The 23258-nt window shown below is 73.0% G+C and carries 22 protein-coding genes; 11 read left to right on the top strand and 11 right to left on the bottom strand.

The window, feature by feature from the left end; all coding sequences use genetic code 11:
* Nucleotides 1-7: 7 nt before the first annotated feature.
* The 7 genes from ACF1DX_RS24440 to ACF1DX_RS24410 all read right to left on the bottom strand — a co-directional run bounded on the left by ACF1DX_RS24440 (nt 8) and on the right by ACF1DX_RS24410 (nt 6327).
* The gene (locus tag ACF1DX_RS24440; protein ID WP_391793245.1) at nt 8-1171 is read right to left on the bottom strand and encodes a glycerate kinase; all 1164 of its coding nucleotides are present in this window, start codon (nt 1169-1171) and stop codon (nt 8-10) included.
* 12 nt (nt 1172-1183) lie between these two features.
* Nucleotides 1184-2599 (bottom strand): SLC13 family permease, encoded by a 1416-nt coding sequence (locus tag ACF1DX_RS24435; RefSeq protein WP_391793244.1) that lies wholly within the window; start codon nt 2597-2599, stop codon nt 1184-1186.
* Between the two features lie 77 nt (nt 2600-2676).
* Nucleotides 2677-3339: a response regulator transcription factor gene (locus tag ACF1DX_RS24430; protein ID WP_391793243.1), complete on the bottom strand. Its 663-nt coding sequence runs from the start codon at nt 3337-3339 to the stop codon at nt 2677-2679.
* Complete coding sequence (locus ACF1DX_RS24425) at nt 3336-4835, bottom strand: ATP-binding protein (RefSeq protein WP_391793242.1); 1500 nt, start codon at nt 4833-4835, stop codon at nt 3336-3338. The genes ACF1DX_RS24430 and ACF1DX_RS24425 overlap by 4 nt, the downstream gene beginning before the upstream one ends.
* The gene (locus ACF1DX_RS24420) at nt 4762-5076 is read right to left on the bottom strand and encodes a hypothetical protein (protein ID WP_030859085.1); all 315 of its coding nucleotides are present in this window, start codon (nt 5074-5076) and stop codon (nt 4762-4764) included. The genes ACF1DX_RS24425 and ACF1DX_RS24420 overlap by 74 nt, the downstream gene beginning before the upstream one ends.
* Before the next feature lie 238 nt (nt 5077-5314).
* Nucleotides 5315-5596: an Lrp/AsnC family transcriptional regulator gene (locus ACF1DX_RS24415; protein WP_030820493.1), complete on the bottom strand. Its 282-nt coding sequence runs from the start codon at nt 5594-5596 to the stop codon at nt 5315-5317.
* Nucleotides 5593-6327: a rhomboid family intramembrane serine protease gene (locus ACF1DX_RS24410; RefSeq protein WP_391793241.1), complete on the bottom strand. Its 735-nt coding sequence runs from the start codon at nt 6325-6327 to the stop codon at nt 5593-5595. The genes ACF1DX_RS24415 and ACF1DX_RS24410 overlap by 4 nt, the downstream gene beginning before the upstream one ends.
* A gap of 156 nt (nt 6328-6483) precedes the next feature.
* Between ACF1DX_RS24410 and ACF1DX_RS24405 the strand changes: the two genes are divergently transcribed.
* From ACF1DX_RS24405 to ACF1DX_RS24385, 5 genes are all read left to right on the top strand, one after another.
* Nucleotides 6484-6723: a hypothetical protein gene (locus tag ACF1DX_RS24405; protein WP_142195855.1), complete on the top strand. Its 240-nt coding sequence runs from the start codon at nt 6484-6486 to the stop codon at nt 6721-6723.
* Nucleotides 6724-6825: 102 nt separating this feature from the next.
* Nucleotides 6826-8169: an NYN domain-containing protein gene (locus tag ACF1DX_RS24400; protein ID WP_391793240.1), complete on the top strand. Its 1344-nt coding sequence runs from the start codon at nt 6826-6828 to the stop codon at nt 8167-8169.
* A gap of 231 nt (nt 8170-8400) precedes the next feature.
* Nucleotides 8401-9441, top strand: a complete 1041-nt coding sequence (locus tag ACF1DX_RS24395; RefSeq protein ID WP_391793239.1) for an NlpC/P60 family protein — start codon at nt 8401-8403, stop codon at nt 9439-9441.
* Nucleotides 9442-9617: 176 nt separating this feature from the next.
* Nucleotides 9618-10631, top strand: a complete 1014-nt coding sequence (locus ACF1DX_RS24390) for an NlpC/P60 family protein (protein WP_391793238.1) — start codon at nt 9618-9620, stop codon at nt 10629-10631.
* Nucleotides 10632-10664: 33 nt separating this feature from the next.
* A complete protein-coding gene (locus ACF1DX_RS24385; protein WP_391793237.1) occupies nt 10665-11855 on the top strand; it encodes a hypothetical protein in 1191 nt (396 codons plus the stop codon).
* A 277-nt stretch (nt 11856-12132) separates the two neighbouring features.
* On the opposite strand, the gene ACF1DX_RS24380 is transcribed toward ACF1DX_RS24385, so the two are convergent.
* Nucleotides 12133-13368, bottom strand: coding sequence for a glycosyltransferase 87 family protein (locus ACF1DX_RS24380; RefSeq protein ID WP_391793236.1), 1236 nt, complete (start codon nt 13366-13368; stop codon nt 12133-12135).
* 121 nt (nt 13369-13489) lie between these two features.
* Here ACF1DX_RS24380 and ACF1DX_RS24375 point away from each other — a divergent pair, with 121 nt between their 5' ends.
* Complete coding sequence (locus ACF1DX_RS24375) at nt 13490-14632, top strand: glycosyltransferase family 4 protein (RefSeq protein ID WP_391793235.1); 1143 nt, start codon at nt 13490-13492, stop codon at nt 14630-14632.
* Between the two features lie 139 nt (nt 14633-14771).
* On the opposite strand, the gene ACF1DX_RS24370 is transcribed toward ACF1DX_RS24375, so the two are convergent.
* Nucleotides 14772-16568 carry an AMP-dependent synthetase/ligase gene (locus tag ACF1DX_RS24370; RefSeq protein ID WP_391793234.1) on the bottom strand — a complete coding sequence of 599 codons (1797 nt, stop codon included), beginning with the start codon at nt 16566-16568 and terminating at the stop codon, nt 14772-14774.
* Between the two features lie 296 nt (nt 16569-16864).
* On the opposite strand from ACF1DX_RS24370, the gene ACF1DX_RS24365 reads away from it, so the two are divergent.
* The 5 genes from ACF1DX_RS24365 (at nt 16865) to ACF1DX_RS24345 (ending at nt 21310) form a co-directional block, all read left to right on the top strand.
* Entirely contained in the window at nt 16865-17662 is a 798-nt protein-coding gene (locus tag ACF1DX_RS24365) for a metallophosphoesterase (protein WP_391793233.1), read from the top strand.
* Between the two features lie 126 nt (nt 17663-17788).
* Nucleotides 17789-18232, top strand: a complete 444-nt coding sequence (locus tag ACF1DX_RS24360; RefSeq protein ID WP_344556043.1) for an SRPBCC family protein — start codon at nt 17789-17791, stop codon at nt 18230-18232.
* A 236-nt stretch (nt 18233-18468) separates the two neighbouring features.
* Nucleotides 18469-19617, top strand: a complete 1149-nt coding sequence (locus ACF1DX_RS24355; RefSeq protein ID WP_391793232.1) for an ArsA family ATPase — start codon at nt 18469-18471, stop codon at nt 19615-19617.
* Between the two features lie 57 nt (nt 19618-19674).
* The gene (locus tag ACF1DX_RS24350) at nt 19675-20229 is read left to right on the top strand and encodes a DUF5304 domain-containing protein (protein ID WP_391793231.1); all 555 of its coding nucleotides are present in this window, start codon (nt 19675-19677) and stop codon (nt 20227-20229) included.
* A gap of 127 nt (nt 20230-20356) precedes the next feature.
* The gene (locus ACF1DX_RS24345) at nt 20357-21310 is read left to right on the top strand and encodes an ROK family glucokinase (protein WP_391793230.1); all 954 of its coding nucleotides are present in this window, start codon (nt 20357-20359) and stop codon (nt 21308-21310) included.
* Between the two features lie 124 nt (nt 21311-21434).
* Here the strand turns inward: ACF1DX_RS24345 and ACF1DX_RS24340 are convergent, their stop codons facing one another.
* Entirely contained in the window at nt 21435-21977 is a 543-nt protein-coding gene (locus tag ACF1DX_RS24340) for a GNAT family N-acetyltransferase (protein WP_391793229.1), read from the bottom strand.
* The gene (locus tag ACF1DX_RS24335) at nt 21974-23197 is read right to left on the bottom strand and encodes a CynX/NimT family MFS transporter (RefSeq protein WP_391793228.1); all 1224 of its coding nucleotides are present in this window, start codon (nt 23195-23197) and stop codon (nt 21974-21976) included. Before ACF1DX_RS24335 ends, ACF1DX_RS24340 begins: the two co-directional genes overlap by 4 nt.
* Between the last annotated feature and the right edge of the window lie 61 nt (nt 23198-23258).

The raw sequence follows: 23258 nt of genomic DNA, 5'->3' as shown, positions 1-23258 counted from the left end.
CGAAAAACTAGGTGTGAGCCGACGCGGGCAACCGCGCACCCAGCACGATCATGCGCAGCGCACGCTCCGTCGCGTCGGTGAGCAGCTCCGCGCCGCGGACCAGCGCCTCCGCCAGGGCCATCGGCGCGGGCAGGATGCCATGACAGGCGTCCACCCCCGGCACCTCCCCCGCCCCCTCCCCGAGCGTCCCCGCCAGCGCCAGCACCGGCCGCCCCGACAGCTTGGCGCGCCGCGCCACCTCCGCCGGGACCTTGCCGCGCGGCGTCTGGTGGTCCAGGGCGCCCTCCGCGGTGACGACCAGATCGGCGCGGGCCAGCCGGGCGTCCAGGTCGAGGTGGTCCAGCAGGACCTGGAAGCGGGGCAGGAGGGACCCGCCCAAGGCGGCGAGCCCGGCGCCCAGTCCGCCGGAGGCGCCCGTACCGCGGCCGAGGCGCAGATCGGCGCCGGTGACGGCCAGATCGCGGGTCAGCACCCGCGCCCAGTTCTCCAGCGCCGCCGACAACTCCTCCACCTGCTCCGGGGTCGCCCCCTTCTGCGGGCCGAACACCCGGGCCACGCCCCGCTCCCCGCACAGCACGTTGAAGGGGTTGCAGGCGACGAGGAGTTCCACACCGGCGAGGCGGGGATCGAGCCCGGCCGGGTCGATGCGGGCCAGGCGCTTCAACTCCCGCCCACCAGGCTCCAGTTCAACCCCGTCCGCGTCCAGCAGTCGCGCGCCGAGCGCCTGGAGCGCGCCCGCGCCGCCGTCGGAGGTGCCCGAGTCGCCGCAACCCACCAGGATCCGCCGTACGCCTTGGTCGAGGGCGGCGCGGATCAGTTCCCCGACGCCGTACGTGGTGGTGGCGCCCGGATCGCGCCGGGCGCGGGGGACGAGGGAGAGGCCGGCGACCGCCGCCATCTCCACCACCGCCGTGTCCCCGGAGCCGAGCAGCGCGAAGTGGGTGCCGACCGGTTCGCCGACCGGGCCGGTGGCGGCCAGCGCGACCAGCCGGCCGCCGGTCGCCGAGGCCAGCGCCGAGGCGGTGCCCTCACCGCCGTCCACCAGCGGGATCCGGTCGATCTCGGCGTCCGGCAGCACCCGGCGGACGCCCGCCGCGATGGCGTCGGCGGCGGCCTGGGCGGACAGCGACTCCTTGAAACCGCTGGGGGCTACGACGACACGGTTCAGCATGAGGGGAACTCCTTAGCGGGTCACGGGGACGCCGAGCAGCGGCCACACCAGGGCGGCGAACAGCAGGACCAGGGCGGCGGTGAGCGGGGCCAGTACGGCGGACAGCCGCAGCAGGTCACGCGGGGTGTAGGTGGGGGTGCCGGGGATGTCCGCGAAGAGCGTGACCGGCTTCGCGGAGGCCGGGAGCGTGTGGCAGAAGCCCGCGGCGGCGGTGGAGGCGAGCGCCGCCGCGACCGGGTTCACCCCGGCGCCCACGGCCGCCGCGACCACCAGCGGGACCAGCACGGAGGAGCGGGCGGAACGGGACTGCAGGATCAGATGGGCGGCCGTGCTGACGGAGATCACGACCGCCAGGAACACCACCGGCGTGATCCCCGCCGGTACTCCCCCGACCAGCCACTCCGCCGCGCCCGACTCGGCGAGCGCCACGCCCATCGCCATCGTCGCCGCCATGAACAGCAGCAGTGACCAGGGCACCGTCCTCAGCGCGTCCTTCAGCCGTACGGTGCCGAGCGCCGGCGAGGCGGCGACGACCGCGCCGATCAGCGCGACCATGGCCGGCGACACCCGGTGCAGCGGCTCGCTGCACCACAGGGCGACGACCGTGGCGAGCAGCAGCGCGCAGCGCTTCTCGGCCTGGGTCCAGGGGCCGGTGACCGGGCGGTCGCTGTGCCGCTGGATCTCCTCGGCGGTGATGTGCACGCCGCCCTCGCGGTCCGCGCGCCGGGTGGTGGTCAACAGGACGGCCTCGGCGGCGAGATGGGAGGAGGCCACGGCCAGTGGCAGCCCGAGCAGCAGCCACTCGGTGAAGCCGACCCGTTCCCCGGTGGCCTCCCACAGCACCGACACGGTGATCAGGTGCGCGCCCGCGCCGATCAGGGTCGCCACCGCCGACAGGAGGATCACGGTCGGGAACAGCAGCGCCAGCATCACCACCAGTCGTTTCCGGTCGGCGAGTGCCTCGGCGAGGGCGAGGAACACCGGCAGGGCGAGCGCCGCCCGGCCGGAGGTGGCCGGCACCGCGAACGCCGTGACGACCAGCGCGGCCGTCGTCAGGTGCGTCAACTGCCGTACCGTACGGGCCCCGCCGACCAGGAAGGCCGCCGCCCGCCCCGCGAGCCCGGTCCGGCTCACCGCGGCGGCCAGCACGAACGCGCAGATCAGCAGCCACACCGTCGAGTCGCCCAGGGTGCCGAACAGGGTGTCGCTGCTGATCACCCCGGTCACCGTCAGCGCGAGTCCGGCGCCCAGCGCGATGTACGTGTCGTCGATCGGCGTACCGACCCACGCGCAGGTCGCCAGCGCGAACACGGCGAGGGTGAGGCGCGCGTCCCCGCCGAGGCAGGGGAAGGTGCCGGGGACCGCGAGCAGCGCGCACAGCGACAGCGCCACGCACAGGGCCGCGGTCAGGCGGGGGTTCAGTGTCACGTCATCGACGATCCACCGGGGCGGTGAGCCGTCGATGAGCCGGAGATGAAGGGAACTTCACCCGGCGGCGGGGGCCGTCACGCGGGGAGGCGGTAGCCCATCCCGCGGACCGTCTCCACCTTCTCCGCGCCGAGCTTCTTGCGCAGCGCCCGCACGTAGACGTCCACGATGTTGGAGCCCGGGTCGAAGTCGTAGCCCCACACGTGGGAGAGGATCTGCTCGCGGGAGAGCACCTGCCCGGGGTGGCGCAGGAACAGTTCCAGCAGCACGAACTCACGGGCCGTCAGATCGACGGTGCGCTCCCCGGCGCGGGCGCGGCGGGTGCGCAGGTCGAGGCTGAGCGAGCCGGACCTGAGCACCGTCACCTCCGGCGCCCGGGCCGCCGTGCGCAGCCGCAGCCGTACCCGGGCGAGCAGTTCCTCGAAGCGGAACGGCTTGGTCATCCAGTCGTCGGCACCGCCCTCCAGACCGGCCACCGTGTCCCGTACCGAGTCCCGCGCGGTCAGCACGATCACCGGGGTCGTCACCCGGGACTCGCGCAGTTCGCGCAGCACGGTGAAGCCGTCCCGGCCGGGCAGCCCGATGTCCAGGACGACCAGGTCGAAACCGCCGGTCAGGGCGTACTCGTAGCCGGCCTCGCCGTCGGGGACGACGGTGGTGGTGAAGCCGTTGGCGCGCAGGCCCTTCTCCACGAAGGCGGCGATGCGGTCCTCGTCCTCGACGATCAGGATCCGGTTCACGTCCGTGTGTCTCCCAGGGTGAGTACGAAGGTGGCGCCGCCGCCCTCGGTGTCGTGCAGGCGGACCCGGCCGCCGTGGCCCTCGGCGATCGCCTTGACGATCGACAGGCCGAGCCCGGCGCCCGAACCGCGCGCCCCGCGCCGGGAGGTGCCGCGCCGGAAGCGTTCGAAGACCAGCTCACGGTCCTGCGGCCGGATACCGGGCCCGGAGTCGGCGACGTACAGCTCGATCCAGGAACCCCGCGCGCGGGAGCCGATGCGGATGGTCTGGCCGGCCGTGGTGTGCTGCACCGCGTTCTGCGCGAGCTGCACCATCGCCTGGGTGATCCGCTGGGGGTCCAGCTCCGCCTCCCGGTCGGCTGTCTCCGTGAGCTGCCAGTCGCGTTCGCCCAGGGTGCGGGCCTTGACGTAGACGTCGGCGGTGAGTTCGGCGAGCTGGACCGGCTCGGGGCGGACGAAGTCGGGGCGTTCGGCCTTGGCGAGCAGCAGCAGGTCCTCCACGATGCGGCTCATCCGGTCGAGTTCGTCGGTGACGAGCCGGACGGTCTCCTCGCGCTCGGCCGGATCGTCGCCCATCAGCTCCAGGTGGCCGCGCACGATGGTGATCGGGGTGCGCAGTTCGTGGCCGGCGTCGTCGACGAACTGGCGCTGGGCGGCGAAGGCCCGCTCCAGCCGGTCGAGCATCGCGTTGAACGTCTCGGCGAGGGCCGCGATGTCGTCGCGGCCGCGCACCGGGATACGGCGGGTGAGGTCCTGCTCGGTGAGCTGCGCGGCGGCGGTGCGCACCAGCCGTACGGGCTGCAGGATCCGCCCGGCGACCGCCCAGCCGATGCCGGTGGTCAGCAGCAGGGCGACCCCGGAGATGGCGAGCAGCACCCGGAACACCTCGTCCACCCGGGCCACTTCGCGCTCGGGGTGGAAGGCGACGACGAATGCCGCCTCGGGCGCGTCGCCGCCGTGCCGGGTCACGGCCACCTTGGCCCAGCGGATCTCGCCCTCGGGCCGGTGCAGCACACCGGAGGCGTCGGGCGAGTCGAAGACGCGGCGCCGGGCGTCGCCGTCCCGGTGCAGGGGCAGGGCGACGGGCAGGTCGCGCGGCTGGGTGAGCTTCGCCGGGCCGCCGCTCTTCCGCGCGACCAGGCCGATCAGTTCCTCGTCCGGGTCGGCGTACTGCCGTTCCAGGAAGACCCGCAGCAGCCGGTCGGGGTCGGTGAAGGGGCGGCCCGTCTCCGGATCGAAGCCGCGCTCCTCGAAGTTGGCGAACTCGCCCGCCTCCTGGGCGAGCAGCCCGTTGATCCGGTGGTCGACGTCCCGCAGCAGGAAGGAGCGGGTGGTCATGGCGACCGAGGCGAGCGCGACCGCCATGACGAACAGCAGCCACAGCAGGATGCGGACCCGGGCGGAGACCCGCCGACGGGCGGCGTCAGCCGTCGTCGCCGGGTCCGTCGTCCCCGCCGGGGCCGTCGTCCGGGGAGTCCTGGCCTCGGTCGTCGTCATCGTCCTCATCCGCTGGGCTGTCGGTCACCGGAGGCCGGGAGACGACCTCGTCGCTCGGCGTCGGCTCGGGCCGCGCGGACGGGGCCGTGGACGTCGGAGTGGGTGAGCCGCTGTCCAGTTCGACCTGGGGCGGCACCTTGGGCGGTTCGGGACTGTCGGCGAGCGCGAAGCTGGTCGCGGCGACGCCCAGCGGAATCAGCACGACGGCGGCGAGCGCCGCCATCCGGCGAGTGAAGACCATGCCCCGATCCTGCGCACCGCACCGGAGCCCCCGGATGAGCGCCGGATGAAGAACTCTTCATCCGTCCGCTGAAAGTCATCCGTCCGCTGAGAGTCAGCCCCTCCGGCGTTCGAGGAGCGGGGTCCGGGGCGAAGCCCCGGGGTCGGGACGGGAAGGGGCGGCGGGGGCGAAGAAAGTGGCCGATGCACCCCGGACCGGCACCGACCGGAGGATGCCCGCCCCCACCCCCGGCGAACCGCTAGCTGTCCAGCCCGATGGCGAACGCCGCCTCCAGATCGTGCTGCGAGTACGTCCGGAACGCCACATGCGTGTCGGTCCCCTCCACCCCCGGGATCTTGCTGATCCGACCGGGGATGACCTCCGCCAGGTCCTCGTGCTCACGCACCCGCACCATGGCGATCAGGTCGTACGTGCCGGTCACGGAGAAGACCTCGCTGACACTGTCCAGCGCGGCGATCCGCTCCGCGATCTCGGGGATCCGGTCCACGCTGGTCTTGATGAGGACGATCGCGGTGATCACGGCTGGTTCTCTCCCTCGGGGGCCGGAGCAGGGGTGGCCTTCACTGTAGTCGCCCTGCCGGAGCACACCCACGCGCAGCCGAAGCCCAGCCCGAACCCGATCAGGTGCGCCAGGTACGCCACCCCCGGCCCCTCGCCCGCCCGCCCCGCCGCCGCCCACTGCAGCGCCGCCCAGAACGGCAGCACCACCCACGCCGGCAGCCGTACCGGCAGGAAGAACAGGAACGGCAGGAGACTGGTCACCCGGGCCCGGGGGAACAGGAAGAGGAACGCGCCGAGCACCGCCGAGATCGCCCCTGAGGCACCGACCAGGGACCGCTCGGAGTCCGCGTTGGCGGCGGCGTACCCCAGCAGCGCGAGATAGCCGCAGCCGGCGTAGCACAGGGTGAACCGCACCCGGCCCATCCGTGCCTCGGTCATCGCTCCGAAGACGTGGAGGAACAGCATGTTGCCGAGCAGATGCACCCAGTCGCCGTGCACGAACAGCGCCGTGGCGGGGGTGAGGACGGCCCTGGGGGACCCTTCGAACAGGTCTGCGGGAATGACGCCCCAGTGCCGGAAATAGGCCCTCCGCGCCTCCAGCAGTTCCACCCCGGAGCCGTGGGCCGGATGCAGGCCGGAGGCCGGCCCGGCCAGGAAGACCAGGCAGCACAGCACGATGAGGGTGCGGGTCACCGGGGCGGAGGTGCCCCGGATCGCCCCGGCGGCCGACGCACTCCAGTCACGGATCATGAATACAGAGCATGACGTAACCGGACGCAACCGCACAGACCGCCTCGCCGCCGTGGACGGGCGGGCGGCGGGGACCCGCCAGGCCGTAGGGTTACGAGCCATACGCACCGGGGATCCGGTGTGTCACGGACACTGGAAGGAAGGCGAACAGCCACGATGACGGTTCCTCTGCCGACCGCCTCGACGCGGTGGCGCTGCACCCTCTGCGGCAACCTCACCCGCTTCGACGTGACCCGCTCGTCGAAGGTCGTCGAGTACGTCCACCTCGATCTGGCCGGGGAGCCCACGGTCGAGGAGCGCGAGGTGCTCGATGAGACCATCGAGTCGGTGCGGTGCCGCTGGTGCAACGCGGTGGACCAGGTGGAACTCGTGGACAGGCCGGGTGCCGGCTCCTGAGCGAAGGGGTCCCTCCCGCTCGAGCGAAGTCGAGAGCGGGGGAGGGATCCGCTGACGGCGACCCCGTACGCGGGGTCGCACACGGACATTGGGGTGTGACGGATGGTGGAGACCACGGGCGGGGGGCCGCAGGACGGCGCCGCCGAGGTGCTCGACCGTCCGCTGCCCGACGGAGTGCGCCGCCGGGTCGTGCAGATCGTCGCCGACGGCTTCGGCGGGCTCACGGTCGCCGAGCTGCCCGCCCAGCTCCGGCAGTACGCGCGCTTCGCCCCGAACCGCCGCGCCAAGTTCGCCGGCAACGCCATGGCCGCGGCGCTGGAGACCGATCCGCTGTTCCGGCAGCGCATCGGGGAGAAGCTCAGAGAGGCCCAGCCGGAACTGACCGGCGCCCTCGACTCCGGTTCCCCGCCCCCGGCCGCGGACCCGCTCGACGTGGCGGCCGCGGCCTATGTGCTCCGCCCGGCCGGCTGGGTCAAGCTGGTGACCGCCGCCGGCGAGGAGGCCCAGCGCGCCGACGCCGAGCGCGCCGACGACGAGACCCGGGCCGAGCTGGAGCGGCTGCGCGACGAACTCGCCCGGGCCCGTGAGCACACCAGGTCCGAGACCGAACGGCTGCGCACCGAGCTGGAGTCGGCGAAGAAGGAAGCCGAGTCGCTGCACCGCAAGCTGCGCTCCGCCCTCAGCGACGTCAAGCGCGGCGAGGCCGCCGTGCGCAAGCTGCGGGGCGAGATGGAGGCCGTGCGCGCCGAGGGGAACGCCCAGGTGTCGGCCGCCGAGAGCGAGAGCCGGCGCCTCAAGGCCCGGCTGGGAGAGACCGAGGCCGCCCTGGAGGCCGCCCGCCGGGCCGCCCGGGAGGGCCGCAGCGTGGAGGACATGCGGGTCCGGCTGCTCCTCGACACCGTCCTGGACGCCGCCCAGGGACTCCGCCGGGAGCTGGCGCTGCCCCCCGTGTCCGTCCGGCCCGCCGAGACCGTGGACGCCGTCGAGCCCGGCCGCATGACCCCGAAGGACATCGCCAACCGCGCGCTGTCCGAGCACGACCCGGCCGTCCTCGACCAGTTGCTGGCGCTGCCGCAGGCCCATCTGGTCGTCGACGGCTACAACGTCACCAAGACCGGCTATCCCCAGATGCCCCTGGAGAAGCAGCGGCTCAGGCTCCTGGGCCAGCTCGCCCAGCTCGCCGCCCAGACCGGCGCCGAGGTGACGTGCGTCTTCGACGGCGCCGAACTGGCCGTGCCGGTGCTGCTCGCGCCGCCGCGCGGGGTGCGGGTGCTGTTCTCCAAGCCGGGCGTCACCGCCGACGAGCTGATCCGCCAGCTGGTGCGCGCCGAGCCGCCGGGGCGGCCCGTCATCGTCGCCTCCACCGACCGCGAGGTCGCCGACGGGGTGGCCCGCGCGGGCGCACGCCCCGTCGCGTCGGCGGTGCTCCTCAAGAGGCTTTCCTAATATCTGATTCACATCCGTCCCTCGTACAACGTACGGGATCTTTGCCCGAATTGACGGAACCGTCACGCAACGTAGCGTCAAAGAGGCGTCACTGCAGGTGAATTCAGGTCGAATAAACGCGCTGTAACGGAGATTTTGTGTCCGGGGATTTGAACTGATCACAAGAGAATCACTAGGGTCTCTCTTCGAACCCTCGCTCGCGCGATCACTCTCGAGAAGGAGCTCGTCTCCGTGGCGTCCCACCGTCGTCCCAAGCAGCCGAGCCGCGCACGCGTCACCGTGCTCACCACCGCTGCCGCTGCCGCTGTCGTCATGAGCTCGCAGGCCGCCAATGCCGCGCCCAGCGAGAAGCCGAGCAAGGACGAGGTCAAGGCCAAGGTCGACAAGCTCTACGAGCAGGCCGAGCAGGCCACCGAGAAGTACAACGGCGCCAAGGAGAAGCAGGAGAAGCTCCAGAAGGAGATCTCCACGATCCAGGACAACGTCGCCAAGGGCCAGCAGGAGCTCAACGAACTGCGCGACGGCCTCGGTTCGATGGCCAGCGCCCAGTACCGCAGCGGCGGCATCGACCCCTCCGTCCAGCTCTTCCTCTCCGCCGACCCGGACGACTACCTCGACAAGGCGTCCACGCTCGACCAGTTGAGCACCCAGCAGGTCGACGCGCTCAAGGAGATCCAGGGGAAGCAGCGCGAGCTCGCCCAGCAGCGCTCCGAGGCGGCCGAGAAGCTCAAGGACCTCTCCGCCACCCGCACCGAACTGGGCAAGAAGAAGAAGGAAGTCCAGAGCAAGCTCTCCTCCGCGCAGAAGCTGCTCAACAGCCTCACCGCCGCGGAGAAGGCCCAGCTCGCCGAGGAGGAGAGCCGCGCCACCCGCGCCAGCGAGCGTGACGCGCTCAACGTCAACGTCCCGGCCGGTTCCGGCCGCGCCGCCGCCGCCTTCGCCGCCGCCCAGAGCAAGCTCGGCACCCCCTACGTCTACGGCGCCACCGGCCCGTCCTCCTTCGACTGCTCCGGCCTGACCTCCTGGGCCTACGCACAGGCCGGCGTCGGCATCTCGCGCACCTCCGAGGCCCAGACCAACGACGGCACCAGGATCTACTCGGTGAGCCAGCTCAAGGTCGGCGACCTCGTCTTCTTCTTCAACGACCTGCACCACGTGGGCCTCTACGCGGGCAACGGCCAGATCATCCACGCCCCGCGCACCGGCACCGTCGTGCGCTACGAGTCGATGAACACCATCGGCGGCCCGTTCATGTTCGGCGTCCGTGTCTAGCTGCCGCCGTTCGGGGGATTCCCCGTCGCGCTGATCTTCCCCGCGCCCCGCCTCTGACGCAGGTCACAGGCGGGGCGTCACTGTGTGCGGTCGCCTCGGCCAAAGGTTCGCCCGGCGCCGTGAGGCTACTGTCTGCCGCGTTTCCCTGTCCGCCAGTGGAAGGAGCGCGGCTTCCCGTGGGGTCCCATCGCCGTACCGCACCGTCGTCCGGATCCGACCGGGGCGCCGCCGTCGCCCTCGGTCTGCTGTCCGCGGCGGCCACCGCCCTCGCCGCCGTACCGGCCGCGGCCACGCCGTACGACGTCACCCGGGCCGAGGTGGACCGCCTCTACCGGGAGGCCGAGAAGGCGACCGAGGCGTACAACGAGGCCGACGAGCGCGCCGACGGACTGCGCCGGCAGATCGCCACCGCACAGGACGGGATCGCCCGGCAGCAGGCGCGCGTCAACACCATGCGGGAGTCGCTGGGTTCGCTCGCCGGCGCCCAGTACCGCTCCGGCGGCCTCGACCCCGCCCTCGCCCTGCTCCTCTCCGAGGACCCGGAGGACTACCTCGAGAAGGCCTCCGTACTGGACCGGATCACCGTCCACCAGGCCGCCGAGCTGAAGAGGCTGAGGAGCACCCTGCGCTCCCTCGCCCAGGACCGCGCGGAGGCGGCCGGCAAGCTCGGCGCGCTGGAGAGGAGCCGCAAGGCCGTCGCCGCGCACAAGCGGACCGTCGAGCGCAAGCTCACCGAGGCCCGCCGGCTGCTCGACTCCCTCCCGGCCGGCGAACGCGCCGCCTGGGACCGCACCACCCGCTCCGCACGCGCGGACCTGCTCGGCCCGTCCGGCACGCCCGCCTCGGCCCGCGCGGCAGCCGCCGTCGCCGCCGCCCGCTCCGCCCTCGGCAGGCCCTACGTCTGGGGCGCCGAGGGCCCGCACGCCTTCGACTGCTCCGGGCTGACCCAGTGGGCGTACGCCCAGGCCGGGGTCGCGCTGCCGCGCACCTCGCAGGCCCAGCGGCACGCCGGCCGGCGGATCCCCCTGTCCGAGGCACGCCCCGGTGACCTGGTCGTCTACCGCTCCGACGCCTCCCACGTGGGGATGTACATGGGCAACGGCCAGGTGATCCACGCGCCCCACCCCGGCGCCCCGGTGCGCTACGACCCGGTCGGCATGATGCCCGTCTCGTCGGTCACCAGGATCTGACCGCACCGGCCCGGCGCCCGTACCCTCGGGAAGATGGCTGGTCGAAGGCGGGTGTGGGGTGCGTCGTTGACGGCGCTGTGTCTGCTGTTCGTCTCCCTGGTGGGGTGCGGCGGGGGACCGGCCGCCGACACCGTACGCGCGCAGGTGCAGTCCCTCCTCGACCGCCGCGCGGAGGCCGTCCTCGACCGTGACGCCGCCGCGTACGCCCGCACCGGCACCCGGGCCGGGTTCGCCGACCTGCGCGCGGTGCCGCTCGCGGACTGGTCCTACCGCATCACCGCCCTCGACCGCACCGGTGACACCGCCACCGCCTCCGCCGACCTGAGCTACCGCGTCGAGGGCCACGACCGGTCCCCGGTCACCACCGCCCGCTTCCTGAGCCTGAGCCGGGACCGCGACGGCCGCTGGTCCGTCGACTCCGACCGGCCCGCGAAGAAGTCCGGCCAGCAACTGTGGGACCAGGGCACGACCCGCGCCGTGCGGGGCGAGCGGAGCCTCGTCCTCGGTGTCGGACAGTCCGACGGGAAGCTGCGGGACTACGCCGAGCTGGCCGACCGCGCGGTGCCCGCGGTGTCCGACGCGTGGGGCCCGCGATGGGCCCGGCGCGTGGTCGTCCTCGTCCCGGAGACCCTGGAGGGCATGGCGGGCCTGCTGGGCTCGCCCGCCTCCTCCTACCGGGGGATCGCGGCGGTCACCACCGGCACCACCGGCGCGGACGGGCGGGCCCCGGCGGACCGGATCATCGTCAACCCGGACGCCTTCGGAATGCTCGGCGACTCGGGACGGCAGGTCGTCCTCACCCACGAGACCACCCACGTCGCCACCCGCGCCCACACCTCCGCCGCGACCCCGCTGTGGCTGTCCGAGGGATTCGCCGACTGGGTCGGCTACCGCGACGGCGACCGCGCCCCCGCGGAGGTCGCACCGGAGCTCGCCTACGCGGTGGGCCGGGGCGAGGGGCCCGCCGGACTGCCGGACGACGAGGACTTCGGCTTCTCCGGCGACGCGGACCACCTCGCCCGCGCCTACGAGAGCGGCTGGCTGGCCTGCCGCCTCATCGCCGACCACTGGGGCGAGGAGCGCCTCGGCGAGTTCTACCGCGCCGTGGGCGCACACGAACACCGCGACGGCGCGGTGGAGACCGCGATGCGCCAGGTTCTCGGGACGACCCGAGAGGAGTTCACAGTGCGGTGGCAGGAATACGTGAGGGACCAGCTGACCTGAACCTTCCCGGAACCACGGACATCCACTGCCGCGTCCCTCCCCGCCCTCCGCGTCCCCCGCCCTCCGCGGGCAGTCGTGCCTCCCCCAGTGCCTCAAGGGCTGGGAGGTACCCCCAGGGCGGCACGGGTGGGCGATGGGGGTACCTCCCGCTCATGGGGGTCCCCCCGCTCGAGCGGAGTCGGGAGTGGGGGAGAAGCCGAGAGTGGGGGAGGCACCCTGCGAACGCCGGGCCGCGCGAACACCCCCGGCTCACGACACACGGCCGCACCGCCCGGGATCAGGACGAGACCGGCGTCTCGGCGGCCCGGGCCGGCCCGGGCACCCGGGGAGCCGACCGCCGACGGGGAACCGTCGCACACCACAGCACCCGCGCCGCCACAACCGTCGCCCCCACCAACAGCCCGTTGCGCACAACCAGCAGGGCGATCCCGAGCGAGTCGCTGGCGACCACATGGGCGAACCACACAGGGAACTCCAGCACCGTCACCAGCGAAGCCCCCAGCACCAGCCCCACCGCCACCCCCATCCGGCTCTCACGGAAGCACAGACACACCGCCCCGAGCCCCACCAGCCACACCATGTACTGCGGACTGATCACCCGGCTCGTCGTCGTGAACAGCAGCACCGCCACGAACGCCGCGTCGGCGACCCCGTGGGCCGGGAACCGGACGGCCCACACCCGCCACAGCACCAGCCACCCCAGCGCGGCCCCGCTCAGCACCAGCGCCCCCGTGCTCACCCAGCCCACGTACGGCCCGAGGAACTCCACCGAGCCGTAGTTGAGCAGCACCTCCCCCTCCCAGCCGTGCTGCCGCGCCACGTGGAAGACGAGCGCCCCCAGCGACTCCACCTCCGTCCCCCGGTCCCGCTGAAAGGCCAGGAACGCGAACGCCCCCGGCATCAGTACGGCGAACAGGCCGGCCACACCGGCACCGGTCACCGCCGCAGACACCCACGCCCCACGCCGCCGCACCGCGATCAGCAGCAGCGCCGGCCACACCTTCACCAGCGCCCCGAAACCGGCGAGCGCCCCCGCCAGCCGGGGGTACCGGGCGGCCGCCAGCAGCGCGGCCACGGCGACCGCGGTCACCATCACGTCGTAGCGCGCGTACACCGTCGGCCCGAGCAGCGGCACGCCCGCCACCCACACCCAGGCGCCGCGAGGCGACCGCCCGGGACGACGGCCGGCGTACCGCAGCAGGGCCAGCGTGACCAGGTCGGCGAGACAGGCCAGGACGAAGAAGGCGGTGGCGTACTCCAGGAACGGCAGCAGGCCGGGGGAGAGGACCGCCAGGGCCGCGGCGGGAGGGTACTGCCAGGTCACGTCGTCCAGCGGGAACGTTCCGGTGCGCAGGACGTCGTACCAGCCCCGGTAGATGACCGACACGTCGCTGGTGACGTCCGGCCCGGGGAAGACGATCACCTTCAGGACGCACAGCAGCAGGGCGGCCCGCGTCAGTGCCCACAGGAGCAGCAGCCAGGCGAGGGACCCCCGTGCGGCCGTCGTCTTCATCTGCTCCCTGCCCGTCCGGTGTGCGGTCGTGAAGGGCCATGATGTCCCGGACACCTGTGCGCGTGCCACGGAGCACCGCCGCGGCGAACGGCGCACCCCCCGTTCGGTAGGGTCGGCGGCGATGCACAAGACCCTGATCGTGACCAACGACTTCCCGCCCCGCCCCGGCGGCATCCAGGCGTTCCTGCACAACATGGCGCTGCGGCTCGACCCGGAGCGGCTCGTCGTCTACGCCTCCACCTGGAAGCGCTCCCGGGAGGGCGTCGAGGCCACCGCCGCCTTCGACGCCGAGCAGCCCTTCACCGTCGTACGCGACCGTACGACCATGCTGCTGCCGACCCCGGCGGCCACCCGGCGGGCCGTCGGGCTGCTGCGCGAGCACGGGTGCACCTCGGTGTGGTTCGGGGCGGCGGCACCGCTCGGGCTGATGGCACCGGCGCTGCGCCGGGCGGGCGCCGAGCGGATCGTGGCCACCACCCACGGCCACGAGGCCGGCTGGGCCCAGCTGCCCGCCGCGCGGCAGCTCCTGCGCCGGATCGGGGACTCCACGGACACGATCACCTACCTCGGCGAGTACACGCGCTCCCGCATCGCCGGCGCGCTGACCCCCGAGGCGGCCTCCCGGATGGTGCACCTGCCGCCCGGCGTCGACGAGAAGACCTTCCACCCCGGTTCGGGCGGCGACGAGGTGCGGGCGCGGCTCGGGCTCACCGACCGGCCGGTGGTCGTGTGCGTCTCCCGGCTGGTGCCGCGCAAGGGGCAGGACACGCTGATCCGGGCGATGCCGGCGATCCTGGCCGCCGAACCGGACGCCGTCCTGCTGATCGTCGGCGGCGGCCCCTACGAGAAGGACCTGCGCCGCCTCGCGCACGACACGGGCGTCGGCGCCTCCGTCCGCTTCACCGGCTCCGTCCCCTGGTCCGAGCTGCCCGCCCACTACGGCGCCGGTGACGTCTTCGCGATGCCGTGCCGCACCCGGCGCGGGGGCCTGGACGTGGAAGGGCTCGGCATCGTCTACCTGGAGGCCTCCGCGACCGGCCTCCCGGTCGTCGCCGGCGACTCCGGCGGCGCCCCCGACGCGGTCCTCGACGGCGAGACCGGCTGGGTCGTCCCCGGCGACGCGCCCGACCAGACCGCGGACCGCGTCATCACCCTCCTGGGCGACGAGGAACTCCGCCGCAGGATGGGCGAGCGGGGCAGGGAATGGGTCGAACAGAAGTGGCGCTGGGACCTGTTGGCGGAGGAACTGAAGAAGCTGCTCTGAAGAACGACGTCGGGGCGGCTCCCCAGGGGCCCGGGGCTGTGACATCGTGCGGCTCCGCCGCGTGGACGCGACAAGCCACAGCCAACCCGCACCCGCCGACGGCGCTCAAGAGGCACCCCGAACCGCGCCCCACCACACCCTACTTGGCGTAGATCGCCTCGATCTCGTGGGCGTAGTCCTTGGCGACAACATTCCGCTTCAGCTTCAGCGAAGGCGTCAAGTGCCCCGACTCCTCGGTGAACTGCGCCGGCAGAACCCGGAACTTCCGCACCGACTCCGCCTTGGAGACCGCCGAGTTGCCGTCGTCCACCGCGGCCTGGATCGCCGCGAGCAGATCGGGATCCTCGCTCAGCGACGACGCCGTCGACCCCGCCGGCTTCCCGTGCTCCGCGCACCACCGGCCCAGGAACTCCTCGTCGATGGTGACCAGCGCGCCCACGAACGGCCGCCCGTCCCCCACGACCATGCACTCCGCGACCAGCGCGTGCGCCCGGATCCGGTCCTCGATCACCGCAGGGGCGACGTTCTTGCCGCCCGCGGTCACCAGTATCTCCTTCTTGCGGCCGGTGATCCGCAGATAGCCGTCCTCGTCCAGGGTGCCGATGTCCCCGGTGTGGAACCAGCCGTCGGCGAGCGCCTCGGCGGTCGCGCCCGGGTTGTTCCAGTACTCCTTGAACAGGTGCTCGCCGTGCAGCAGCACCTCGCCGTCGTCCGCTATCCGGATGACCGAGCCGGGCAACGGCTGGCCGACCGTGCCGATCTTCTGCCGGTCCCACGGGTTGAACGCGGTGGCCGCGCAGGACTCGGTCAGCCCGTAGCCCTCCAGCACGCTGAAGCCGATGCCGCGGAAGAAGTGTCCCAGGCGCTCACCCAGCGGGGCGCCGCCGGAGATGGCGTACTCGCCGCGCCCGCCCAGCACCGCGCGCAGCTTGCCGTAGACCAGCTTGTCGAACACCTTGTGCCTGATCCGCAGGCCGAGCGACGGCCCGGACGGCGTGTCCAGCGCCCGGCTGTAGGCGATCGCCGTGTCCGCCGCCTTGTCGAAGATCTTGCCCTTGCCGTCGGCCTGCGCCTTGGCCCGCGCCGAGTTGTAGACCTTCTCGAAGACCCGCGGCACGCCCAGGATCAGCGTCGGACGGAACGCGGCCAGTTCGTCGGTGAGGTTCTTGATGTCGGGCACGCAGCCCAGCTTGATCGGCGCCATCATGGGCGCGATCTGCACCAGCCGCCCGAAGACGTGCGCGAGCGGCAGGAACAGCAGCACCGAGCACTCGCCGGTGCGGAACAGCGGACGCAGCCGCTCCACGATGTTGCCGCACTCGGCGAAGAAGCTGCGGTGGGTGAGCACACAGCCCTTGGGCCGTCCGGTCGTACCGGAGGTGTAGACGATGGTCGCCGGGTCGTCCGCCTTCGCGGACGAGCCGCGCTCCTCGACCGTCGCGTCGTCGACGTCCTGCCCGAGCCGGTTCAGCTCCTTGATCCCGCCGGCCTCGATCTGCCACAGGTTCTCCAGCGCGGGCAGCCGGTCGCGCACGGACTCCACCGTCGCCGCGTGGGCGTCGAGCTCCACGAAGCAGGCGGTGGCGCCGGAGTCGCCGAGGATCCACGCCACCTGCTCCGCCGAGCTGGTCTCGTACACCGGCACGGTGACCGCGCCGGCGCTCCAGATCGCGAAGTCCAGCAGGGTCCACTCATAGCGGGTGCGGGACATCAGGCCGACCCGGTCGCCGGGCCGCACACCGGCGGCGATCATGCCCTTGGCGGCCGCCCGTACCTCCGCCAGGAAGGTGGTCGCCGTCACGTCCTGCCAGGTTCCGCCCACCTTGCGGGCGATGACGGCGACGTCCGGGTGCTGCGCGGCGTTTCTGCGGACGATGTCGGTCAGGTTTCCGTCCGCGGGGACCTCGTACAAAGCCGGAAGGCTGAACTCGCGCAAGACTGCTGCTCCTCTTAGGGCGCCGGCGCCACGACGTTGTGCGATGCGACGGTGCGGTCCAAGGCTCGGGCGGGTGCTCGCGAATTCACATGTTGAAATCCCGAGCACGACTGGACTGCCCGGACGTTACCCGCCGGTATGGCGTCTACGACAGGGGGTCCCGGCGAGATGTTCGCTGCGTCACACAGGTTGATGTTTCATTGCGCACAGTAGTCCACGCCGTCACCGACGAGCCAGTAACCGCAGGTAGGCCCGCCATTGTTCACACGGGCCGCACACGCTTACCCTTGATCGCCATGGCATCCACACCAGGCGGAAACCGGCGCACACGCGTCCATGTGGTCAGTGACGTGCACGGCAACGCCCGTGACCTGGCCCGCGCGGGAGAGGGCGCCGACGCCCTGATCTGCCTGGGCGACCTGGTGCTCTTCCTGGACTACGCCGACCACTCGCGCGGCATCTTCCCCGACCTGTTCGGCACCGAGAACGCCGACCTCATCGTGGAGCTGCGCACCGCCCGCCGCTTCGAGGAGGCGCGCGAGTTCCAGCGGCGGCTGTGGGCGGGCATCGGCATGGACAAGGCCGCCGCGATCGAGAAGGCGGTGCGCAAGCAGTACGCCGAGCTGTTCGCCGCGTTCCCCGCCCCGACGTACGCGACGTACGGCAACGTCGACGTGCCGCCCCTGTGGCAGGAGTACGCGGGGCCCGGTCTGACCGTGCTGGACGGGCAGCGGGTGGAGATCGGCGACCGCACCTTCGGCTTCGTCGGCGGCGGCCTGCGCACACCGATGCGGACGCCGTACGAGATCGACGACGAGGAGTACGCGGCGAAGATCGAGGCCGTCGGCGAGGTCGACGTGCTGTGCACGCACATCCCGCCGGAGGTGCCCGAGCTGGTCTACGACACCGTCGCGCGCCGCTTCGAACGCGGCAGCCGTGCCCTGCTGGACGCCATCCGCCGCACCCGGCCCCGCTACTCCCTGTTCGGACACGTCCACCAGCCGCTGGCGCGGCGGATGCGGATCGGCGCCACCGAGTGCGTGAACGTGGGGCACTTCGCGAGCAGCGGGCGGCCCTGGCGGCTGGAATGGTGACGACGCCCCAGGTCGGATGAGTGGTGCCGGCCGGGCGCGCGGTAGCCTTCCGCTGCACGCGCGTGCGCTGTGCGCCCCGCGCGCGGCGACGACGACTGACGGCCCGCATGCGGAGGAGCCACGGCGATGGCGGAACACACCAGCTCGAGCATCACGATCGAGGCGGCGGCGGCCGACGTCATGGGAGTGATCGCCGACTTCGCCCGCTATCCGGACTGGACCGGTGAGGTGAAGGAGGCCGAGGTCCTCGCGACCGACGCCGAGGGCCGCGCCGAGCAGGTGCGTCTCGTCATGGACGCCGGCGCGATCAAGGACGACCAGACCCTGGCGTACACCTGGACCGGGCAGCACGAGGTCTCCTGGACCCTGGTGAAGTCCCAGATGCTCCGCTCCCTCGACGGCTCCTACATCCTCACCCCGGCCGCCCCGGGCACGACGGAGGTCACCTACCGCCTCACCGTCGACGTCAAGATCCCCATGCTCGGCATGATCAAGCGCAAGGCGGAGAAGGTCATCATCGACCGGGCCCTGGCAGGTCTGAAGAAGCGGGTGGAGTCCGCCCCGAAGTAACCCCCCCCCGTAACTGCGGGCAATCGTGCTGTCGGGTCGGCGTCCCACCCCCGTGACTGCGGGCAGTCGTGCCGCAGGGCGGCACGGGTGGGCGGTGGGGGTACCTCCCGCTCATGGGGGCCCCTCCCGCTCGAGCGAAGCCGAGAGTGGGGGAGCAGCCGAGAGCGGGGGAGGCGCCCCGCAAGCGCCGGGCTGTGCGAACACCCCCCGCCCGGCGTCCACTACGGTTCACCCCCATGCGCATCCTCCTGATCACGGGCCCCGGCGGCAGCGGCCGCACCACGACCGCCGCCGCCACCGCGCTCACCGCAGCCCGCGAGGGTGCCCGCACCCTGCTCCTCGGCACCGACCGCACGGACACCCTGGGCCCCGTGCTGGGCACCGGGGCCGCCCCCCGCCTCACAGTGAAGCGCGTCGACCCCGACGCGGACTTCCGCGCCGACCTCGCCGCCCTCCAGGACCGGGCCGCCTCCGCCCTGGACCTCCTTGGCGCCTCCCGCCTCGAACCCGAGGAGGCCGGCCCCCTCCCCGGCGCCGAGGAACTCGCCGTCCTGCGCGCCCTGCGCGACGCCGCACTCTCGGAGTCGTACGACCTCCTCGTCGTCGACCTCCCGCCCACCCCCCGCGCCCTCTCCCTCCTCGCCCTCCCCGAAGAGCTCCGCCGCTACCTGCGCCGCCTCCTCCCGCCCGAGCGGCAGGCCGCCCGCGCCCTGCGCCCCGTCCTCGGCCGCCTCGCCGGCGTCCCCATGCCCGCGGAATGGCTGTACGGCACGGCGGCCCGCCTGGACCTCCAGCTCGCCGCCGTCGAGGCCGTACTCGCCGACCGCGACACCGCCGTGCGCCTGGTCGCCGAACCGGGCCCCGCCGGCGCCGACGCCGTACGCACCGCCGCCCTCGGACTCGCCCTGCGCGGACTGCGCACCGACGCGCTGATCGCGACCCGCGTCCTGCCGGAGAGCGAGGCGGCCGGCTGGCTCGCCGGACCCGTCGCCCAGCAGCGCAAGACCCTGGACGAGTGGCGCGAGTCGTACGACGTCCACCCCGTCGCCCACCTGGGCCGCGACCCGCGCGGCACCGACGACCTGACCGCACTCGCCGTACCGGGCGTCACGACGCGCCCCGCCGCCGTCGACTGGCCGGTCACCGACCACCTCGCCGACGACGGCGTCCTGATCTGGCACCTCCCCCTCCCCGGCGCCCGCCGCGACGAACTCGACCTGATCCGGCGCGGCGACGAGATCGTCGTCACCGCCGGACCGTTCCGCCGCATCGTCCCGCTGCCCTCCGCGCTGCGCCGCTGCACCGTCGCCGGCGCCGCCCTGCGCGAGGACGAGCTGCGCATCCGCTTCCGGCCGGATCCGGCACTGTGGCCGCGCACCTGCTGAGGCGACGGCGGCCGTTCGGGTACCGTCGAAGGTGCCATTCGTAGTCAGGAGTCCGTCATGAGCGAACAGCTCCCCCCGTCCGACGACGCAGGGGACGAGACCGTCGACAAGCCGGTGGACGACGTACGGGCGGCCGAAACCCATGCCGAAACCCATGCCGAAACCCATGCCGAGACCCACGCCGACGCCTGGGCGACCGCCGCCGCCGAGGACCTCGAGGCGGAGAAGGCCCGCCGCCGCGCACAGTACGGACCGCCCCCCGGCTCCGCCGCCGAGGAGCTGAGGAAGCTCGTCGACGCGGTCGCCGACAAGCTCTCCGGTCTGCGGTCCCCGCTGTTCGGCGCGGTCGCCGGACCCGCCGCGCAGCAGGTGGTGCGGCAGGTCGTCCAGCAGGCCAAGGCCGCCGTCGAACCCGTCATCGAACGCAACCCCGACGTCTTCGACCACCTCGCCGCCGCGGGCGGCGAACTCCTCGCCGCCTACCGCTCCGCCGTGCAGGACCAGGAGCGCCGCTGGACCGCCGGCGAGTCCGACCCCCGCGACCTCGACGAGCGCCGGGACCGGGGCGACGACCCCGGCACCGGCCCCGGCGAGCGCATCGACCTGGACTGACGGCAGGGTCCCCCGCACAGTTCCCATGATCCCCGCCGGGCCGCCCACCGTGCGGACGCCGGGCCCCTCACGGCAGCGCCTCGGGTACCGTTGGCGATAGCGGGGCTCGACCGGAACTGAGGGATTCATGGGACTCACCATCGGCGTCGACATCGGCGGCACGAAGATCGCGGCCGGCGTGGTCGACGAGGAAGGCAACATCCTCTCGACCCACAAGGTGCCGACCCCGGGCACGCCCGAGGGCATCGTGGACGCCATCGCCTCCGCGGTGGAGGGAGCACGCGCGGGGCACGAGATCGTCGGCGTGGGCATCGGTGCGGCCGGGTACGTCAACCGCCAGCGTTCGACGGTGTACTTCGCGCCCAACATCGACTGGCGCAACGAGCCGCTCAAGGAGAAGGTCGAGACCCGCACGGGTCTCCCGGTCGTCGTGGAGAACGACGCCAACGCCGCCGCCTGGGGCGAGTACAAGTTCGGCGCGGGCAAGGGCCACCGCAACGTCATCTGCATCACGCTCGGCACCGGCCTCGGCGGCGGCGTGATCATCGGCAACAAGCTGCGCCGCGGCCACTTCGGCGTGGCCGCCGAGTTCGGCCACATCCGCATGGTGCCGGACGGCCTGCTGTGCGGCTGCGGCTCGCAGGGCTGCTGGGAGCAGTACGCCTCCGGCCGCGCCCTCGTCCGCTACGCCAAGCAGCGCGCCAACGCCACCCCCGAGAACGCCGAGACCCTGCTCTCCCTCGGCAACGGCACCCCCGAGGGCATCGAGGGCAAGCACGTCTCCATGGCCGCCCGCCAGGGCGACCGGGTGGCCGTCGACTCCTACCGTGAGCTGGCCCGCTGGGTCGGCGCCGGCCTCGCCGACCTGGCCTCCCTCTTCGACCCCTCCGCCTTCATCGTCGGCGGCGGCCTCTCCGACGAGGGCGAACTGGTCCTCGGCCCGATCCGCAAGTCCTACAAGCGCTGGCTGGTCGGCGGCAACTGGCGCCCGGTCGCCGACGTCCTCGGCGCCCAGCTCGGCAACAAGGCGGGCCTGGTGGGCGCGGCGGACCTGGCCCGGGAGCCCGACCCGGTCATGTGACCGCCTCCCCACCCCCACGCACGGCAGCGCCCGCCTGATCCCCCCGGGGACGGCGGGCGCAGCCGTGACCGCCGCCGGTGCGGGATCCGCGCATGATCCGGGGTGAGCGGCCCGAGAGGAGTCGCTACGGCGGCGACAGGAACACGACGATGTCCGTCTCCTCGCCGTGCACGGCCTCGGGCTCCTCCCACCCCCGGCGACGGTAGAAGGCGAGTGCGTCATGTGCCTGGTCCCAGGTCAGCAGCCAGGAGCGGCCGCCGGGCGCGCCGGTGGTGATCCCGGACAGCAGCCGTCCGCCCAGACCGGTCCCACGGGCGTGGGAACGCACCCCCAGCTCGTCGACCTCGAAGGAACCGGTCAGCAGTTCACCGACCCGATCGGCACCCAGGCGTCGCAGCACCTTGCCGTAGGCCCGGTCCGTGGGGAACGGATCCTGGGTGATCCACCCGGTGGCGAACCCCGCCACGGCACCGGACTCGTCCGTGGCGACGACGGACCGGAATCCGGGACGGCGCACGTCCCGCTTCAGACGTTCCCGGAAGTCGTGCCGCGCGGTGGCCGGGGAGCGGTGGGACCAGGGCGGAGCGGTGAAGATCTCGGCGTAGGCGTCGCTGAGCGCGTCCAGAACGCCGAGGACCGCGGGGCCGGATCCTCGTGTGATCCTCACCGCCGCGCCTCCGTTTCGTCGCCGCCGTACAGTCGGGCCAGGGGAAGCAGCATCAGGGCGGCCACTCCGCCCAGCAGGCCGAAGGCGAGGTGGAAATCGCCCGTGGAGTCACGCAGCGCACCCACCAGCACCGGTGCCAGTGCGGCACAGGCGTAGCCGACGAAGAAGGCCATCGCGCTGATCCGGCCGGCCTCGGTGGAGTCGCGGCCGGCCACCACCGGCAGGGTGAGGACGAGGGTGAACAGACCGCCGTGGCCGACGCCCAGCACGACGATCCACAGCCACGTCGCCGCGCCCGGGGCGAAGGCCAGGCCCAGGAACCCGACGGCCGTCAGCGTGATGGTCCACGCCAGACCCTGACGCGTGTTCCGGCCTTCACCCAGCAGCGCCGGCACCGCCAGCATGGACACGACCTGGATGGAGATCATCACGGTCAGCAGCAGACCGGCCCCCGCGGCGCTGTGGCCACCGTCGTCCTGCAACAGCGCTGCCACCCAGGCCAGTTCGCAGTAGTACAGCGCGGAGTTCCCCGCGGCCAGCGCGGTGATGCGCCATGCCCTGGCGCTGCGCCAGGGCAGACCGCGGGTCACCGGTCCCGACGGCGTGGCGACGCCGTCCGGTCCGAGAGAGCGTCCGGCCACGGACCACAGCACGGCGCCGGCCAGCGCGAGGACCGCCCATGAGGCCAGGGCGCCCGGCCAGGAGCCGATCGCGTCGGCCAGCGGCGCGCTGACCCCGGCCGCGACCGCGCCGCCGAGTCCGAGACCGGCCGTGTAGATGCCGGTGACCAGCCCCACCCGGTCGGCGAAACGGGCCTTGACCACGGCGGGCAGCAGGGTCTGCGCTATCGCGATCCCGGCTCCGGCCGCCGCGGAGCAGCTCAGTTGCAGCCAGGAGGACGCCCCGGCGGCGCGCGCCGCGGTGGCCAGGGTGATGACGGCCAGCCCCAGCAACACGCCGCGGTGCAGCCCGAACCGGCGGGCGACGACCGCGGCGGCGGGCGCGCAGACGCCCATGGCCAGCGTGGGGACGGTGGTCAGCAGCGACAGGCCGGTCGCCGATAAGCGCAGGTCCGAGCGGATGTGGTCGGCCAGTGGTGACACCGCCGCGATCGCCGGCCGGAGGTTGGCCGCCGCGACGAACAACGCCACGGCGGTCAGTCCGAGCGCCGAGCGCGCCGAATGTGCCGAGGCGGCCGGATGGCCCTGGGTCTGCATCATGGCCCCTTCGAAATGATCTCGGATACTTACTATCCGAATTGGTACCACAACTCGGACAGGA

It is taken from the genome of Streptomyces sp. NPDC014676 (genome assembly GCF_043084105.1).
GTDB lineage: Bacteria > Actinomycetota > Actinomycetes > Streptomycetales > Streptomycetaceae > Streptomyces.
The sequence above is the reverse complement of the archived record's forward strand: the minus strand, read 5'-3'. Positions and strand labels throughout refer to the sequence as shown.

Coding starts and splice junctions, on each gene's coding strand:
- ACF1DX_RS24355 (WP_391793232.1), top strand. CDS start 18,469: ATGCGCATCCTCCTGATCACGGGCCCCGGCGGCAGCGGCCGCACCACG.
- ACF1DX_RS24425 (WP_391793242.1), bottom strand. CDS start 4,835: ATGACGACGACCGAGGCCAGGACTCCCCGGACGACGGCCCCGGCGGGG.
- ACF1DX_RS24385 (WP_391793237.1), top strand. CDS start 10,665: ATGGCTGGTCGAAGGCGGGTGTGGGGTGCGTCGTTGACGGCGCTGTGT.
- ACF1DX_RS24380 (WP_391793236.1), bottom strand. CDS start 13,368: ATGAAGACGACGGCCGCACGGGGGTCCCTCGCCTGGCTGCTGCTCCTG.
- ACF1DX_RS24345 (WP_391793230.1), top strand. CDS start 20,357: ATGGGACTCACCATCGGCGTCGACATCGGCGGCACGAAGATCGCGGCC.
- ACF1DX_RS24360 (WP_344556043.1), top strand. CDS start 17,789: ATGGCGGAACACACCAGCTCGAGCATCACGATCGAGGCGGCGGCGGCC.
- ACF1DX_RS24365 (WP_391793233.1), top strand. CDS start 16,865: ATGGCATCCACACCAGGCGGAAACCGGCGCACACGCGTCCATGTGGTC.
- ACF1DX_RS24410 (WP_391793241.1), bottom strand. CDS start 6,327: ATGATCCGTGACTGGAGTGCGTCGGCCGCCGGGGCGATCCGGGGCACC.
- ACF1DX_RS24335 (WP_391793228.1), bottom strand. CDS start 23,197: ATGATGCAGACCCAGGGCCATCCGGCCGCCTCGGCACATTCGGCGCGC.
- ACF1DX_RS24440 (WP_391793245.1), bottom strand. CDS start 1,171: ATGCTGAACCGTGTCGTCGTAGCCCCCAGCGGTTTCAAGGAGTCGCTG.
- ACF1DX_RS24350 (WP_391793231.1), top strand. CDS start 19,675: ATGAGCGAACAGCTCCCCCCGTCCGACGACGCAGGGGACGAGACCGTC.
- ACF1DX_RS24420 (WP_030859085.1), bottom strand. CDS start 5,076: ATGGTCTTCACTCGCCGGATGGCGGCGCTCGCCGCCGTCGTGCTGATT.
- ACF1DX_RS24400 (WP_391793240.1), top strand. CDS start 6,826: ATGGTGGAGACCACGGGCGGGGGGCCGCAGGACGGCGCCGCCGAGGTG.
- ACF1DX_RS24375 (WP_391793235.1), top strand. CDS start 13,490: ATGCACAAGACCCTGATCGTGACCAACGACTTCCCGCCCCGCCCCGGC.
- ACF1DX_RS24405 (WP_142195855.1), top strand. CDS start 6,484: ATGACGGTTCCTCTGCCGACCGCCTCGACGCGGTGGCGCTGCACCCTC.